17 protein-coding genes and 3 pseudogenes are annotated in these 15,826 nt (G+C 50.9%); 8 read left to right on the top strand and 12 right to left on the bottom strand.

All coding sequences use genetic code 11. From position 1 onward, the window contains the following. Positions 1–57 precede the first annotated feature (57 nt). The 3 genes from RB620_RS09000 to RB620_RS09010 all read right to left on the bottom strand — a co-directional run bounded on the left by RB620_RS09000 (position 58) and on the right by RB620_RS09010 (position 2,900). Positions 58–933, bottom strand: a complete 876-nt coding sequence (locus RB620_RS09000) for a phosphotransferase family protein (RefSeq protein WP_308093626.1) — start codon at positions 931–933, stop codon at positions 58–60. 28 nt (positions 934–961) lie between these two features. Then, entirely contained in the window at positions 962–1,876 is a 915-nt protein-coding gene (locus tag RB620_RS09005) for an AraC family transcriptional regulator (protein ID WP_308093627.1), read from the bottom strand. Positions 1,877–2,069: 193 nt separating this feature from the next. Then, entirely contained in the window at positions 2,070–2,900 is an 831-nt protein-coding gene (locus RB620_RS09010) for a phytanoyl-CoA dioxygenase family protein (RefSeq protein WP_308093629.1), read from the bottom strand. A gap of 125 nt (positions 2,901–3,025) precedes the next feature. Here RB620_RS09010 and RB620_RS09015 point away from each other — a divergent pair, with 125 nt between their 5' ends. Both RB620_RS09015 and RB620_RS09020 read left to right on the top strand, forming a co-directional pair. Further along, positions 3,026–3,838, top strand: coding sequence for a helix-turn-helix domain-containing protein (locus tag RB620_RS09015; RefSeq protein ID WP_308093630.1), 813 nt, complete (start codon positions 3,026–3,028; stop codon positions 3,836–3,838). A 47-nt stretch (positions 3,839–3,885) separates the two neighbouring features. Continuing rightward, the gene (locus RB620_RS09020; RefSeq protein ID WP_308093632.1) at positions 3,886–5,115 is read left to right on the top strand and encodes an aminopeptidase; all 1,230 of its coding nucleotides are present in this window, start codon (positions 3,886–3,888) and stop codon (positions 5,113–5,115) included. Positions 5,116–5,139: 24 nt separating this feature from the next. On the opposite strand, the gene RB620_RS09025 is transcribed toward RB620_RS09020, so the two are convergent. Both RB620_RS09025 and RB620_RS09030 read right to left on the bottom strand, forming a co-directional pair. Continuing rightward, positions 5,140–5,571 carry a hypothetical protein gene (locus tag RB620_RS09025; RefSeq protein ID WP_308093633.1) on the bottom strand — a complete coding sequence of 144 codons (432 nt, stop codon included), beginning with the start codon at positions 5,569–5,571 and terminating at the stop codon, positions 5,140–5,142. 588 nt (positions 5,572–6,159) lie between these two features. Further along, positions 6,160–6,954: a DUF6060 domain-containing protein gene (locus RB620_RS09030; RefSeq protein ID WP_308093635.1), complete on the bottom strand. Its 795-nt coding sequence runs from the start codon at positions 6,952–6,954 to the stop codon at positions 6,160–6,162. An 86-nt stretch (positions 6,955–7,040) separates the two neighbouring features. Between RB620_RS09030 and RB620_RS09035 the strand changes: the two genes are divergently transcribed. The 3 genes and pseudogenes from RB620_RS09035 to RB620_RS09040 all read left to right on the top strand — a co-directional run. Continuing rightward, complete coding sequence (locus tag RB620_RS09035) at positions 7,041–7,490, top strand: hypothetical protein (protein ID WP_308093637.1); 450 nt, start codon at positions 7,041–7,043, stop codon at positions 7,488–7,490. A gap of 71 nt (positions 7,491–7,561) precedes the next feature. Then, a pseudogene (locus RB620_RS30520) lies at positions 7,562–7,900 on the top strand (IS110 family transposase); the annotation flags it as partial. Positions 7,901–7,965: 65 nt separating this feature from the next. Next, a pseudogene (locus tag RB620_RS09040) lies at positions 7,966–8,067 on the top strand (aminopeptidase); the annotation flags it as partial. Positions 8,068–8,108: 41 nt separating this feature from the next. Here RB620_RS09040 and RB620_RS09045 read toward each other — a convergent pair. Both RB620_RS09045 and RB620_RS09050 read right to left on the bottom strand, forming a co-directional pair. Continuing rightward, positions 8,109–8,717 (bottom strand): hypothetical protein, encoded by a 609-nt coding sequence (locus RB620_RS09045; RefSeq protein ID WP_308093638.1) that lies wholly within the window; start codon positions 8,715–8,717, stop codon positions 8,109–8,111. 202 nt (positions 8,718–8,919) lie between these two features. After that, positions 8,920–9,627: a DNA alkylation repair protein gene (locus RB620_RS09050; RefSeq protein ID WP_308093640.1), complete on the bottom strand. Its 708-nt coding sequence runs from the start codon at positions 9,625–9,627 to the stop codon at positions 8,920–8,922. A gap of 275 nt (positions 9,628–9,902) precedes the next feature. On the opposite strand from RB620_RS09050, the gene RB620_RS09055 reads away from it, so the two are divergent. After that, positions 9,903–10,877, top strand: coding sequence for a DMT family transporter (locus RB620_RS09055; RefSeq protein WP_308093641.1), 975 nt, complete (start codon positions 9,903–9,905; stop codon positions 10,875–10,877). Positions 10,878–10,924: 47 nt separating this feature from the next. Here RB620_RS09055 and RB620_RS09060 read toward each other — a convergent pair whose 3' ends face one another. The 3 genes from RB620_RS09060 to RB620_RS09070 all read right to left on the bottom strand — a co-directional run bounded on the left by RB620_RS09060 (position 10,925) and on the right by RB620_RS09070 (position 13,829). Beyond that, the gene (locus RB620_RS09060; RefSeq protein WP_308093643.1) at positions 10,925–11,845 is read right to left on the bottom strand and encodes a formylglycine-generating enzyme family protein; all 921 of its coding nucleotides are present in this window, start codon (positions 11,843–11,845) and stop codon (positions 10,925–10,927) included. An 85-nt stretch (positions 11,846–11,930) separates the two neighbouring features. Continuing rightward, entirely contained in the window at positions 11,931–12,557 is a 627-nt protein-coding gene (locus RB620_RS09065) for a glycoside hydrolase family 11 protein (protein ID WP_308093645.1), read from the bottom strand. A 330-nt stretch (positions 12,558–12,887) separates the two neighbouring features. Then, the gene (locus RB620_RS09070) at positions 12,888–13,829 is read right to left on the bottom strand and encodes a methylenetetrahydrofolate reductase (protein ID WP_308093646.1); all 942 of its coding nucleotides are present in this window, start codon (positions 13,827–13,829) and stop codon (positions 12,888–12,890) included. 127 nt (positions 13,830–13,956) lie between these two features. Here RB620_RS09070 and RB620_RS09075 point away from each other — a divergent pair. Continuing rightward, positions 13,957–14,205 (top strand): annotated as a pseudogene (locus RB620_RS09075) (cyclodeaminase/cyclohydrolase family protein); the annotation flags it as partial. A gap of 6 nt (positions 14,206–14,211) precedes the next feature. Here RB620_RS09075 and RB620_RS09080 read toward each other — a convergent pair. Further along, positions 14,212–14,697, bottom strand: a complete 486-nt coding sequence (locus RB620_RS09080; protein ID WP_308093648.1) for a barstar family protein — start codon at positions 14,695–14,697, stop codon at positions 14,212–14,214. 87 nt (positions 14,698–14,784) lie between these two features. Here RB620_RS09080 and RB620_RS09085 point away from each other — a divergent pair, with 87 nt between their 5' ends. Beyond that, positions 14,785–15,297, top strand: a complete 513-nt coding sequence (locus tag RB620_RS09085) for a P-loop NTPase family protein (RefSeq protein WP_308093649.1) — start codon at positions 14,785–14,787, stop codon at positions 15,295–15,297. Positions 15,298–15,328: 31 nt separating this feature from the next. Here RB620_RS09085 and RB620_RS09090 read toward each other — a convergent pair whose 3' ends face one another. Beyond that, on the bottom strand, positions 15,329–15,724 hold the full coding sequence (locus RB620_RS09090; RefSeq protein WP_308093651.1) for a CPCC family cysteine-rich protein: 396 nt from the start codon (positions 15,722–15,724) through the stop codon (positions 15,329–15,331). Positions 15,725–15,826 lie beyond the last annotated feature (102 nt).

The following is a 15,826-nucleotide window of genomic DNA, read 5'->3' on the forward strand; positions in this document are numbered from 1 at the left end:
TAAATATTCAATTTGAAACTTCATGTACATTTTGCAAACGGATTGGCGATTTTTGGCCTATTTCGCCAATTCCAACGCATGCAAGTGTGGATTGTTTGTTGCCAAACGGTTTACCTTTGCCATTGTATCAGGGCCTAATGGGACGCCGCCATTCCGTTGCAGGAGCATCCATCTCAGACAAGCCAACGCTTCAAAAACGTCAAGCTCGTGCTGCCGGATGTCGTTATTCGACGATAAATAGGCGGTTCGAAACGTATCCGCATGACCTTCCGAAACATAGATGCTCATCAGGATATACGACCACGCAAAATCGTAACTAGCATCGCCTGCTTGCCCATTCGTCCAGTCGATAACGGTCAACCGGCCGTCTTCCTCCTCCAATAAATTGGCCAAATGAAAATCGCCGTGAATGACGCGATCCTGTTTGATCTCGACCTGTCGAACAAGAGCATGCACGGCCTCGCGAATGTCCTCGTGTTCCTTTTCCTTGACGCCAGGGAAAAAGTAGTCCGCGAAATCGTATGCAGGGAGAGGCAGATGCGCCAGCTCGTCCATCGGAATACGGTGCAGGCTGGACAAAAGCTTCGCGATATCGATCACTTTCCGCTTGTTCAGCCGGCCGACGGGCGCCCCGTCGAATGAAGTGAGCATCGCTTGGGCGCCGCTCTCATCGAACCCCCAACCGAGCGGCCTCGCGACGGATACTCCCCGTTCGAGAAGCGCGTTCAGCAGCCGGAACTGGAATCCGACGTCAGGCCTCGAGCTTTTGTTCCATCTTTTCAAGACAAAATGCTCTCCCGCGGCCGAGCTTACCTTCACGACCTCCGCTTCGAAGCCTTGATTCATGGCATGCAGGGATACGCCTTGCCGGATGAGTTCATCCAGCTTCTCCGTTTTTTCCGTCCATTTTACGTTTTCGATCAGGTTGTCCAATTCGGCACTTCCTTTCGTTTAAACCGTTTTATTCTTTTTTCTTGATCGGGACATAGAGATGGACCTTGCATTTTCCTTCCGGATCCGTCGCCGGATCGTTTTTGGTCCACTCCAGACAGGGACGATCGTCGGCTTCATATCCGCTGTTCGGCAGCCATAAGCCGAATACGGTCTGATAGGCAAGCACAAATCGTTCGACGGTGTCGTAATAGGGATAAACCGCGTACAGCCCGCCCGCTAACGTCCGGAATGCGATGTGCGAGGGGTGGCCTCGCTTCTCGAAACCTTCCGGGAGTGTGACGCATGCATCGTAGCGACAAGCAAGCTCGTCCACCAAGTTCCCGTCGTCAAGCGAAATGCCGATAAACGAAGCATGGTCCGGAGTCAGTCCCTGCCGGCCAGCCCATTCCACCAGCTTCTCCCATGCGGTATGCGTATCGATGTAACTCCCCACATGCCTCACGCAAGCCGCTTCGCGTTCCGGTATGTCTACGATGTTTATCAAGGTATCCCACGCCCTCTTCAGAAGCTTGTTCTCTTCATGATTGTAAACTTCCTTGGACTTCGGCTCTGCCTGATTATTGCGGACCTGCTGCGGGAAATTGCGATGATGCCTCAAGCCGCTCCGAACTTCGCTCGGAGTTTGGCCATAGTGTTTCTTAAACTGCGCGTTAAAGGCGGACACCGAATCGAACCCGCATCTATCCGAAATGTCGAGGATCGTTCGATTGGATTCGCTTAGCAGGCCGACGGCTTTTTTTAACCTCTCCCTGTTCGCGTAAGCCGCCGGCGTCACGCCTACCGCGGCCGCAAAAATTCTGGCGAAATGATATTTCGAAAACCCGGCGACGTCCGCGAGTTGATCGAGCGTCAGCTTCCGTTCGCAGTTTTCTTTTATATAGGCGATAACTTTGTCGATTCGTTCCCGATAGTCCGGATTCATGCTCGCGACTCCCTTCGAAAAAAAGAAAAGCCCTGTTATGGGCTTAATCTAAGTCGTTCATGAACAGCTTATTAGATTGCGTTAATATAGACGGCTTAAGTCGTCCGACAGATGAATGCATCCATTGTACCATGTCCGATTCCTATTGTGTCAGAATTCGACTCGTATTGGTAAAATTTATTCATTTTTTCCCTTACTTATGATGGCCGCGAGGCTTCTTGCCGGTCCAGCGCTCATCGACCTTCTCCAGACTTGATTGGTATCTCGTGTCCACGCTTAGCCGGTATTGGTTCGTCGTATTCTCAAGCGAGCAGTGCATCAGGAACATGCCGAAAATAAGCACGTCTCCCGCTTGGAATTCGGTCGTCGCCCACTTGCCGCCGAACTTCTCCGTAATGACGAGCGGATCGTCCGTATAGTGGCCGACGCCGATGTCGTCGCGGTCCGAGTCTTTCGTGCCGTACGACCGCTTCAATTCCTCGAAGTTATGCGAATCGAGACAGATCGCGAGACCGCCCATCGCATAATTGATATCGCCGATCGGAGACCAAACGGTAAAGAGGTTATGCGTTCCGCGCCCCATATATACGATGTCGTAATGAGCCCCGGTGAAATCGCCCTTCCCGACCGCGCGAAGCCACTTGTAATGATACGTCAGCGATTGCTCGCCGAGCAGCTGGTCGAAGAAACCCATAATATGATCTCCGTTTAGTACGCCAAGCAGCTCGGGCAGATCTTCGTTCGTGCCTCCCATGAAGATCGTTCGGCTGCCGTCGGCCATAACGCCGTCCTCGAGCAGCGTGTCCCTCTCCAGCTTGCCCATCTGATCCATCTTCTCCAGAATACTGCGGCGCGCCTTAAGCACTTGCTCACGGTCATGGAACCCGCGGAGCAGCAAGTAGCCGTCCTCAGCAATCCGATTCCTCAAGGCGTCGTAATCATGCAAAATATCGTTCGAATCCCTTAATTCCGTTAAATGCGGTCCTCCGAGTTCCAATTCGCGGTTTCCTACTTTGAGCAGCATATGAACAGCACTCCCTTATCCGGTAATAGCTTCATTGTATAAGCCGCCGCTTCTCCCCGCCATGGAAGCCGTTCTCGAAAACATGTATAATCGTACTAAACTCACAAAAAAGGTTGCGAGCATCCATGTCCTATATGGATATCCCTTACGAGCTGGAAGAGCAGCTCTCCATTCCCCAGTGCCGCTTCAAGTCGATCTGGAAAGTACAAGCGAATGATGCTTATCAAGTCGCCAAACCGAACGGCTTTGAAGCCCCGGGAGTTTTCGTTACTTATGAAGGGAGAGGCATAATCTCTCTGGGCGACAGGAAGCATGAGCTGGAGGCTGGAACCTATATGATCGTCCCGCCGCATGTGCCAAGCGCCTACCGATGCCTTGGCGGGGACTGGAAGTTTTATTTTGCCGACTTCGACACGCTGGATATGGCGCTTCAATTGGACATACCGGTCGGAGAACCGATTTCGTCCGCCAAAATAGCGGAAGCCGCCCGCCTAAGCGAGCGGCTTATCGACAGCCTCATCGTCAAACCGATCGGTTACGAATACACCGCCCATGTCGCGATCCAGGAGCTGCTGCTGCTCTTCGCGAGAGAGCGGCTCGCCGGTAACGCCGGCCGCCATCCCGAGCTGGACGCCATTCTGTACCACATGCACAAAAACATCGGTCAGACGATCCCGGTCGAAGAATGGGTCCGGCAGAGCGGATTGTCGCGCACCGTTTTCTTCAGCCGGTTCCGCTCGAGGACCGGCATGTCTCCCAGCCGCTATATGCAAGAGCTCAAGCTGGCCTCCGCCAAGACGACGCTGGAGACGACGGGCGCGTCCGTCAAGGAAATCGCCGCTGCCCTGCAATTTTACGACGAATTCCATTTCTCCAAATTGTTTAAGCATCGATATGGCGTTTCTCCTCGCGCTTATCGCCAGCGTAGAGATCCATAATGGCGATTGGTTGTGGTACACTTTTTTTAGAACAGGAGGAATACGATATGCCAACCATTGCGGATTTAGAAAAATATGCCGATCTGATCATCAGAACGGCGGTCCATATTCAGCGGGGACAGGTGTTGTGGATCAACGCGCCCATTCACGTCCCGGAGCTCGTCCGGTTGATTGTTAAGCGGGCTTACGAAGAGGGAGCGAAGCAGGTCCACGTGGAATGGCGGGACGAGGCGATTACGAAGCTGACTTACGGACTTGCGCCCGACGAAGCGTTCGAGCAATACCCGGCGTGGCGAGCTCAAGCCATGACGGAATTAGCAGAGCAAGCCGGCGCCTATCTGCTCATCCATTCCGAAGACCCCGAGCTGCTGAAGGAAATCGATCCCAAGCGGATCGCGGGCTACTCGCGAGTCTCTTCGGCCGCGCTCGCCACTTTTAGAACATACATGTCTTCCAAAAGAATGACTTGGTCCATCGTTGCGGCTCCTTCGGACGGCTGGGCCAAGCTCGTCTTCCCTAAGCTGGAAACGCAAGCGGCCGTCGAAGCGTTATGGGAAGCGATCTTCCGAATCGTCCGCGTGAGCGAAGCGGATCCCGTCGGGGCATGGGAGGCGCACAATAACGCGCTGCTCGCCAAACGCGCTTATTTGGCAGGCAAGCAGTACAAGAAGCTTCACTACCGGGCTCCCGGAACGGACCTCGTCATCGAGCTGCCCGACCATCATCTCTGGAACGGAGGCATCTCCAAAAACGAACGCGGCAATACGTTCAACCCGAACATGCCTACCGAAGAGGTCTACACGGCTCCTCGCAAAGAAGGCACGAACGGCGTCGTACGAAGCACCAAGCCGCTGAGCTATCAAGGCAACCTGATCGAGAACTTCAGCCTGACGTTCGAGAACGGCAGGGTCGTGGACTTCGAAGCCGAGAAGGGCTACGATTCCTTGAAGACGATGCTGGATTTGGACAACCACTCGCGTTATCTCGGAGAAGCGGCTCTCGTTCCGCACCAGTCTCCGATTTCGGCTTCGAACATCATTTTCTTCAATACGCTGTTCGACGAGAATGCGTCCAACCATCTGGCCTTGGGCAACGCTTATCCAACCTGCATCGAAGGCGGAGCATCCATGTCCCGCGAGGAGCTGGAGCAAGCCGGACTGAACCAAAGCATCCTGCATGTCGACTTCATGATCGGCTCGGCAGACATGGATATCGACGGCATCACGAAGGACGGCCAAATAGAGCCGGTATTCCGCAAGGGCAATTGGGCGTTCTAAGTGCCCTTTGCCCGCCAGCGGCGATCAAGAATCTTGCTGGGACAACATATAAAATTCCCGGTAAAGCTGCAGCAGCTCGGACTCCTTCACCACGATCAGACTGGAGATTTCTTGCATTCGAAGGCTGACTTGCGCGGACACCTCGTCCTCTTCTTCGGATGCCGACGCGGCGATCTCCGGATCCGGAGACGCCGTGATTTCCTCAGCCTCATCGGACTCTGCCGCGTAGCTCCTTTCCACGATCAACCCGAACGTGACTTCTACCCAGTCATCCGCATGTTCGCGTCCGTATTCCCGGTAGATATGCGAGTATCGTTCCAAAATGGAATTGACGGTTTGCCGGCGCTCCCAGCCCAGAACCCCCATCGAATCTTTGGCGCGCGAAACCGCCAACATGAGCTGAAAGTCGTTAAGCTTTCCCCGTACGCTTTCGATATGGTCAATCTCATTTATCAATATAGGATACACCTTCGAAAATTCTTTCGCCTCTACTACCATATCTTTTTGCTCGTCCAGTATTGCATTTTTCTCCGCAAGCCGCACTACTTTGTCATAAATACCCATTTGTTTTAATCGACAATAGTAAGTTGCATTATACTCAATCCCCTTGCGTTTCGTATTTCAGTTAGGGTATCGCCATCAATTTGACGTTTTTATCCGCTAACCATTAGCCGATGTGCATTCCTGCCGCTACCGACCTTAGCGGACGTAGAAAGCCGTTTTTCATCGGTATATGAACGCTAACATAGTGGACAAGGGCTTAGAGTAGGAAAAATCCGCTTTTTAAATACCTCCAAGCTCTTAGCGTATATTTTCGTTAAATTGTTGGTTGAATCCCGGGTAGAGATTTCGAGCAAAGCTAAGAAAACACAAAAAAATGGCCTTGTCGCTGGGGATGCGAACAAGGCCGTTTTATTTAATTGTTCCACGGAAAGATAATCACCTATTACGGCCTAAAATGACCGAATTTCGTGCTTGCTTTTCTTTTTTTAAAATCAGTTAGCTGATGACTCAGTACATATTGGGCTAGCCTCCTGCTCCACCTTATAAGGGCTGTCCTGTATTGTTGTCAATCAGTAGATAGTATCCATTTGCTGACCCATCTGCATTTTTTAATGGATAAGTAACAGATGCTTGTTCCGAACTGAGTAGAGTATGGGTATTTATATAATGATGCCAGTATTGTAACACGCCATAATTTGACTTAAGTTTTGGTCTAAACCCAACATACGCAGTTTTACCTACAGGAACAGGTAGCTCATATTCTATCAATTTTGAACTCGCATAAGTATAGTTATACCCAGCTCCGGCTTGTACTGCTTGTATTTTTTCACCTGTTCCTACGGTAGCAGAAAAGCTATGTGAGATACTCTCAGTCCATCCTGTTGTAATAGGGCATTCAGTTGTACTGTTGCAATAGATTGCATTACTAACCTTTACAGCATTGGTAGAATGATGTTCAAAAGAATGTTGACTTACAAACTTGTAATATTTATGATTAATTACACCTGCAGTTGCTTCTGGGGAAGTTGTAATGTTGGTAAGTGATAAGGGATTTGAATGGTCAAATATCTTATTAAGAGACTCTTCTTGTTTAATCACCTTATCCAACTTAGATTTCTCTATTGCGGATCGTTCCATTTCAGCCTTGTAAACTTCAATAGGGACTTCTACTAGCTCTCCATTAAGACCAAGTTCATATACTGCTAAAACTACTTCTCCCGTTAATGGATCGCGATAGCTATCCTCCTTAAAAGAAATAGGTCCAGCTGCATTGACTACACTGCTCAAAGTAAACATGAGTAAAATTGTAAACAACAGTGTTCCGATTTTTTTCACATTACACTCTCCTATCATATTTTTTTCCATCCCCGAATACATAGTAGTTTAGATTTACAAATTTTTCAACAAATGGAGTGATTGGAATGAAAAAAATTCTTCTTGTACTGATAGCGTTTTTTATTTCATTTAATTTATCCAGTTGCACTAATGAACCTGATAGAATTTGGTATGATACTGTTGATGATGCTATTCATCATGGCTTACTAGATATGGGAGCTTTTGAAATACGGAGACTTTCAGTAGACGAGGAAACACTATTTCTTTATAAGTTAAATGATGCAGACGCTATTGGTCTAGCAAGTGTAACTACATCCGATAAGGGGTATAGCTGGTATCAAGGAATATCTCCTTTTAGTTCACCTTTTATACAGCTTAATTATAAAACAGAGTCCAACAATGTCATTAGGCTAACTATCGGAAAAGCGAGTGACGAAACGAGTAAAGAAATTATTCTAGAAGGAAAGTCTAGAAAGTACAATTTAGATGTTGTTAATGGATATTATATTGGTATAGATATAGAACCTTTCTATTAAAATGTGTTAATTTTTATTTATTTTTTTCCCCAGACCAGCACTGTATATAAGAATGAGCCTATAAAATATATAAACAACCGTCTCGTCTGACCAGGCTGAACCTTATAGAAAACAGCTCCGGAATACGCAAAGGCCAGACGGGCAAAAAAAAGTGAGGACGATCACGCTTATGTGCGCTGTTGTTCCGAGCAATCATGCCCATGATAGCTGCGAACAAAGAGTTTCAAGCGCTACATCGGTATTTCACGACACGCAGTCACAATCCACTTAAGAAAAAACAGTCGCTCATCACCTTATATGGAAAACTCATCCGAGTTCTTCATATGCTTGGGACAAAACAGCGGGAGTACAAAGCTGTTGACCTCAATGGACCCGTTCGGCAAGCTCAGCTACAGCATTTGGCTGCTTAAAGTCAAGGAAGTGATCGCCTGCAATATCGCATATTCGCTTGTGAACAACTAGAGAACGGAAGCACCATGTCGACTTCATGATCGGCTCGGCAGACATGGATATCGACGGCATCACGAAGGACGGCCAAATAGAGCCGGTGTTCCGCAAGGGCAATTGGGCGTTCTAGGATGCCCGTCAAGCAGATGGGTCACAGGGCGCACCCGCCCGCTACAAGTCCGACTTCACCTGCAGCCCCGACAATCGATACAATTCCCGGTACAGCTGCAGCAACTCGGACTCCTTCACCGTAATCAGGCTAGATAGCTCATGCATGCGGCGGTTGGCACGCTCGGCCGCCGCTCGCTCGGCTACCTCCATTGCCGCAGCCTCTCGTGCCGCCTCGTCCTCCGCGTCGGTCGCCAGAGACGCCGAAGCAACCTCCGCTTGCGTCTTCGCCCCTTCCTCCAACGCTTGCGCCGTAACGGCCTCCGAATCCGGTTCTTCTCCGGGCGAAGGCACCCACGCGTAATTCCGTTCCCACACGAAACCGAACGTGTCACTCACCCACTCGTTCGCGTCTTCCCTGCTATACTCCCGGTACAAGTACGCATATTTCTCTAGTATCGCGTTGATGGTCTGCCGTCTCTCCCAGCCCACGATCGACATGGAATCCTTCGCCCGGGACACCGCGAGCATCAATTGAAAATCGTTCAGTTTGCCTCGCAAGCTTTCTATATAATCGATCTCGTGCATAAGGATCGGAAATACGCGCGCGAATTCCTCCATTTCGAGGATCATTTCTTCTTCCGATATATAGTGGCGATCCGATTTGTCCATCCTAGCTCATTCCTTTCCGCGCCTATCGTGTATCCAAATTAAACTCTCTCATAAGATTCGCAGCGAGCGCCCGAATTCGGTTCGGGGTAAAAAAAAAATAAACGGCACAGGATTCATCCCGAGCCGTTTCTTCTATCCGCATGATTGCCTCGCTGCACGCCATATCGCCTCTACCGCTCCATGCCCGGACCGCCCGCTGCAATCAGCATCTTACATGCTTGCGCTTAAAGCCGATCTGCCCCTTATCGATCGCCTTCTGGATGTTGCCCACCGTCGAAAGATACTTCGGCTTGCCCTTGTCCATGCCGATCTCCACCTGCCCCATCGCGTTCGCGGCTTCGACTGCCTCATCATGTAGCGGTACGTACGAGACGGCCAGCGTATAAATGAAATTGCCTATCGACAATTTGGCGCGTTTGGGCGCATCGTGGATCGTCTCCACCGCCTGCTTCAGCATGCCCGCCAGCTTGTCCTTCGAGAATTCGCTATCCGGCCGGTTGCCGAGCAGCCAGCAGTAACAGCTCCAGCCCGCCGACATGCGCAGCTCATCCCGGCTGGCAATCCACTTGTCCGCGACTTCCTGCGCGATGGCCGCCTCCGCGAGCGTCACCGACACCACGAAGTCCGACAGCATATAGAAATACGCACCGTCCATCCACCGGTCGAAATCCGCTTCCGACATGGCGGCCGGATCCGCGATGACGCCGGCGAAATACATCGCGTCGTAATTGCCCGTCGCGAAGAGCTCCTCGGCGAGCGCTTGATCCTTCTTGATTTTGCGGGCCATGGGCTTCATCTCGCCCGTCGCCACGCCGTAGACCGGTTCAAGCGCCCCGTTCGTCATATACATCTTCTTCAACCGTTCCTTGCCGAGCGTCTCGAGCTCCTGCATCACGTTTTCGAATTCCAAGGTCTCACACATCCTTCACGATTATTTTCGCTGCATGCGCTTCTTCCATTGTGTCATGGACCGCGGCAATAATCAAAACCTATGGCTAGATTCGGCGAACCACCGCCGGTCCTTCCCTGATGGTCAACCGGAAGACGTCCCCTGCCACCATTCCTTCTCTCCTAAACTGTACCGGAACAGTTGTGCTTTTTTCGCGTTGTTGCTCGATCAAGAAAGTCTTACCATTGCCTTACGAGCTTCACCGCACGAGACAAAAAAAGAGGAGAGATTCCATCATGCCATCCCCTTCGAAACGCGAACGCACCCTTGCTTATATCGCTGTTCTGGTCTACGCGTCCGTCATCGGATTGTCGTTTATGTACACGAAAGTCGCTCTCGCCTACGTGAGCCCGCTCGATACGCTTGCGTTCCGGTTCGCCTTCTCGTTCGCGGCGATCGTCGTATTGGTTGCCACGGGCGTATTCAAATTATCGCTTAAGGGCAAGCCTTGGCCGAGGCTGCTGCTGCTCGCCCTCTTCTATCCGCTCGGGTTCTTCACCTTGCAAGCGTTCGGGCTGCAGCATGCGTCGTCCGCCGAAGGCGGCATTATTTTCGCCACGACCCCGATCCTAACGTCGTTCCTTGCGAGCCTGTTCCTGAAGGAGTCCACGTCGCTTCGGCAAAAGCTCTCCATCCTGCTGTCCGTATCCGGCGTGGTCATGATCTTCGCCATGCAGGGCACTGGCATCGAAGTGTCGAGCTTGTCGGGCATCCTGCTGCTCTTCCTGTCCTGCCTCGCCTCCGCGGGTTATGCCGTGCTGTCGCGTTATCTACTGCGTACGTTCACGCCCTCCGAAGTGACCATCTCCATGATGTCGATCGGCTTCGTCGCCTTCTGGCTCGCGTCGCTCTGGAGCCACGCGGCCGACGGAACCTTGAACCGGCTGTTCGCTCCGCTGGCGCATGCGGAATTTGTCTGGTCGATGGTATATCTCGGCATTCTCGCATCGATCGTGTCCGCCTTCTCGTCCATCTACGCGCTCTCCAAGCTCGAGGCTTCCAAGATCAGTGTCTTCACCAACCTGTCCACCGTCATCTCCATCGCGGCCGGCGCGTTCTGGCTTGGCGAGACGTTGACCGTCTATCATTTCGCCGGTACCGTCCTTATCGTCGCGGGAGTAATCGGCACGAACATGGCGGGGAAGTCAAAGGCGCGCGCGAAGGGACAGGAGAGCAACGTCGGCATTCAAGTGAAGCGATCGCAGGGGTAAACGCAAAGAGGAGGGGCAAAACGGTTGCCCCGCCTTGCCCCTCTTGTTTACCCTTGGCGAACGACGCGGAAGCCCTGGTCGGGACCATAACCGCTCGCCTCGAATTTGCCGCGAAACGAAATATGGCTATTGCCGACATCGCCAATCCAGCCCCCGCCTTTGACGACCCGGTAAGCCCCTTCGTGGACGAGACTCAAGTCTCCTTCGCCGTACCGGTCCCAGCACCATTCCCTCACGTTGCCTGACATATCGTACAGCCCCAGCTCGTTCGGCTTCCGCAGTCCGACTTGCTTCGTCGTATTCTTGTTCGACTCGATGCTGGCCCAGGTCCAGTCGCCCGACAAATATTCGTTGCCCGCGTTTCTCCAGTACCAAGCCACCTCGTCCGCTTCGTTGCTCCCGCTGAACGTATAGCTTTCGCTCATCCGCCCCCCGCCAGCCGCGTATTCCCACTCCGCTTCGGTCGGCAGCCGGTAGCCGTTCGCTCCTTCGTTCATTTCGACGGTCCATTTGACGGGATCGAATTCGCTCGTGTTGGCTTTGTCGATTTTGGTCTTATATATATGGTAATAAGGCTCCAGGCCTTCCTTTAGACTTCGTTGGTTGCAGTACTCCACGGCGTCGTACCAGCTGACCATCTCGACCGGCAGCCGGTCGCCTGGGAAGGCCGACGGATTGCCGCCCATGATCGCCGTCCATTCTTGCTGCGTGACCTCGTATTTGCCGATATAAAAATCGGGGATCGTGACGGCTTTCCCATCGTAATTGGACTTTTCGTTCCTCATCGTTCCGCCTTCGACGAAGACGAGAGCATCGTTCGCTTCGGGCACGGCAATCGCTTGCGTCGCCTTCGGCGCTTCGGACGCCTCTGGCGCTTTTGCGCGCTCCCGGGGCAAGGATTGATCTTGCGAACAGGCGCCGGCGACAAGCAAGAGGGCGATGGCAAGGAAGCGCAGCGGCTTTCTCATGAGAGTTCTCCTTTGCATGGATCGGACATGGAATGAGGCAAGGCCGCCGGAGTTGAAGCCGGCAGCCCTTCCTTTGTCGAGCGCGTTACCAGACCGTCACGTTGGAGCTTCCGCTGCTTTGGTAGCCTTCCGTCGCCAGTACCTGGTAAGACCAGTTGGTTCCGAGATTCATGCCTTTGCTCTGCCACGCGTTGACATGGTTGCCGAACGTAATCGCGACGTTGCTTCCGGTCGGCCGCTTCGACTGCCTGACGCTCCAGAACTGCTGGAACGTCTGCGTGCCATCGATGGAAGGCGCGTTGTAGCGCATCGTCGTATAGATGTCGTACGTGCCGCCGTCGCTGGACACGGTGCCTTTGTGCGTGCCCGTCGGCCTGTACGTGCCCCAGCTGTCCACGACGTAATATTCGATAAGCGAATTTCTTGTCCATCCGTAAAGCGTCAAATACGCGTTGCCGGACGGCGACCAGACTCCCGCGTTGTAGTTGATCGTCCGGTTGGCCGTTCCAGTTCCCCATCCTTTGCCGACGACGAAATTGCCCGTATTCGACCAATTCACGCTGTAATTGCCGCCGGAGCCGTTCGTGGCGTTGACCGTGCCCCCGCCGTCCGTCCAGTTCTGCCAATACGTATTTGCGCTTGCCGTCACCGCGAACACACTGAAAGTCATGGAAGCTGCGAGAATTGCCGTCATCATTTTTTTCTTGAACATGATCTGCCTCCTCAGCAATTTGAATAGATGGTGTGTCTACTTCCTAATGTCATTCGGTTTCCAGTCGTCGGTAGGTTCTGGATGTCGTCGCTTGCTTTTTTGCTTTCGTGCCGTTTTACCGCTTTGCGTCTTGGGCCTTCCTCCTTTCCAAGGAAAATTATAGTATGAAAGCGCGTACATAGCATTGAACGAATTAAAGTTCTTACCCCTACAATGTTAAGTTGTCATGCGTTTTGCGGGATGCGAAAAAGCGCCGTTCGCGCGCGGTCTTGCAAGCTCCGGCGGGAACGGCGGCTATGAGGGCGTTTGCCCTGGCTGGCGATTGCAGGGCTACACGGTTACATGAACGTTCAGCTTGCGGTCGATCAAACTTTGGATATCCTTCACCAGCTGTACGGAAGCTTCGATCTCCACCTTACGCGTCGATACGCTCTCGATGCTGCAGCCGATCGGAATGCCCTTCTCCAGCCCGAACGCAAACAGCTCTTCGAAGATTTTCAGCGACAACGTAACGGACTTGTCCAATATATCAGCGGAATGAAGCAGGTCGTTCTCCAGCCATTTCGGCACGCTGATGCCGAGCCACTTCATAAACGCCAGCGTTTTTTGCGAGCCGCAAGGAGCCAGGTTGAACAGAATCGGAACCGTCTCGATGCCATTCTCCCGACAGTGATAGTAGTAGTCGGAGAGCATGTTCTTGGACGCTTCCACGTTGAACGTCGCCTGCGATACAAAAAATTTGCAGCCCCCGTCCACCTTCTCCTTGATCCGAAGATGCTCGTCATTCTTCTTCATGTGCCGCTCCGGAATCACCACGCCGCCCAGCATTAACCGGTCGTTCAGCTTCCCGCTAAGTTCGTAGGCTTCCGGCAGCCTCATCGTGATCTGCTGCTGGCTGGAGGACGTGCCGACAAAAACGGAGAACCTGTCATCTGCCGCGTCCAGCCGCAGCCAATCGCCTAATTCTTGCTTCGTATGATTGCCGATGACCCGGTAAATGATTTTCGGTACCTTCCAATGATCCAAATAGCTCTTGCTGTACAAGGTTGGATCAAGCGCCTTCAAATAGGGAAATGGCCGTTCCTCGTCCGTCCGCTCGGCTTCGTCCTGCACGTCGTACAAGATCAGGCCGTCAAGGTCCAGATCCTTCAACCGTTCGTATTGCTTCTCCGTAATTTCCGCCAGCTTCTCGGCCGGATGGCTCGACTTGGGCGGCGTCATTCCGTAAGTGATGATTCCGGCTTGGCGATTCAAGATTTTCTCTTTGAGCATGATCGTCTTCATCCTTGTGCCTTGTAGTCGTATTCGTATTATTCCTTTGAATAGTTCGACATCGAGCATGTAATCCCTCCTTATCTGGTCGGAATTATTGACTTAAAATAAGGAAACAGTCAAGGCAGGTCTCGCGTGCACGCAAAGCATCGCGGCATCGGCCAACAAGAACGTCATCTCCGATTTGGGCATCGGAGCTATTTTGTTCGAGGCGTCCGCGCAATCGGCCTTGCTCACCATCGAGATCAACTTGGAAGCGTTGAAGGATGAGGCGCTGCGGGAGCGGTATGCGGATCGGCTCGCTGTGTTGGCAGCGGAGATTGGGGAACTGAAGGAGAGTATCTTGGAAGCGACTCGGAGGCGGATGGGGGAGTAATTCGGCTTACCTTCTGCTGCTCTTTAACCATTCTTCCGAGTTCCAATCCACAGAGAAAGCCCCGACGTCTTTTATGTGCAAGTCGGGATCGTTAGATTGCACGAAAGCCATCAGCTTCTTTTGTTCTTCGAGTAGAAGCCGCCAGGCGTTAATCTGAATTATATCTAAGAGGTGATACGCGGTTTCTTTGTCTATCTTATAGAAACTGTCGAAGTTCTTGAATACGAGGACAAAGCCTTCATTTTGAGGTACGATATCAGAAAGACAGTCATGAAGCGCATCCAGGTTTTTGCCGTAATAATCGGGGAAATTCAATGTCTCGCCCACTTCTAAGAGGCATTTTTCACTATCCCATGACGCGCAATCAAAGAGATACACGTCGAATTTTTCTTCCTTAATCCGTTCGACGTTTTTCTCCAATCGGCTTTGACTCCAAAACAGAACGATCGATCCGTTTTTCATTAAAGACTTCCATAAAAATTCGGGGGCCATTCTATGCCTCCTAGATTGTCGTTTTTTTCTGTATGCTTACTTATTCTATTTCAACTTATTGTCCAATTCCAGATTAGGGGAGATTGTTTGAAAAAGATTTTTATCGTCGGAATCGTAGCTAGCGGCAAAACAACAATAGCCAGAAGACTTTCTGAAATTCTAAATATTCCTTGCTATGAGTTGGATAATATTGTACATCATCAAACCGAAACTGGAAGGTTTAAACGTACTGAGGAAGAACAGATTGAAGTTATTAAGAATATAGATCTGAATGGAGCATGGATTTTTGAAGGTACAGACCGGCCATCCTATCGTTGTTTATTTGAAATGTCGGACACGATCATTTTTCTAGATACACCTTTGAGGAAGCGACGTTTAAGAATACTTACTCGATTCCTCAAACAAAACCTTGGAATTGAAAAATGCAGCTATAAACCTGATCTTAATATGTTAAAAATGATGTATAGATGGACAAGAGAATTTGAGAAGAACCGAGATGAGTTCGAATCCCGTTTACAGTTATACAATGAAAAAGTAATTAGACTTCCTAATAGCGATGACATGAGTCTTACCACGTTTCTGCATAAACCAAGTTCTTAGTTCCGAATTCATGAGACTTACCGTATCGGTATCATCCATTTTGATTTTCTGCGTTCTTGCTAAACTGCTCCACTTGTTCCCGAACAATTTCATCTAATATCTCTTCAAGAGAGTCGATTTCCTGCCATAATCGTTGAACCGATTCATCATTGGCCGTTTTAAGTTGTTCAAAAGCAAGAATTAAACTTTTCTTAGTTTGAATTTCTTTGTCCGTTTGTTCTAGTCCATCTCTATACATAATGTAATGTTTATTGAAGTTCTCCCGCGCCTCTGTAAGGGAATAGTCTCGATTTGGACCGCCCCAAACTTTATCTGCATGGGGATCGTCTTGTCCATCATCTTCCCAATTACATAAACTACAAATTTCCCACGCCCGTCTTTCAAATAACGTGGGATATCCGCAACATGGACAATTTTGCCGAATCATTTACGCCGCCCCCCCTCATTGATAATACCCTCCAAATACATATCCAGTTCGCAGCTCCAGCATCTTCTCCCGCTGGAAGAATGCTTTATTGTCCATAAGTAC

The sequence above is a fragment of the Paenibacillus sp. LHD-117 genome (assembly GCF_030929555.1).
Classification (GTDB): domain Bacteria; phylum Bacillota; class Bacilli; order Paenibacillales; family Paenibacillaceae; genus Pristimantibacillus.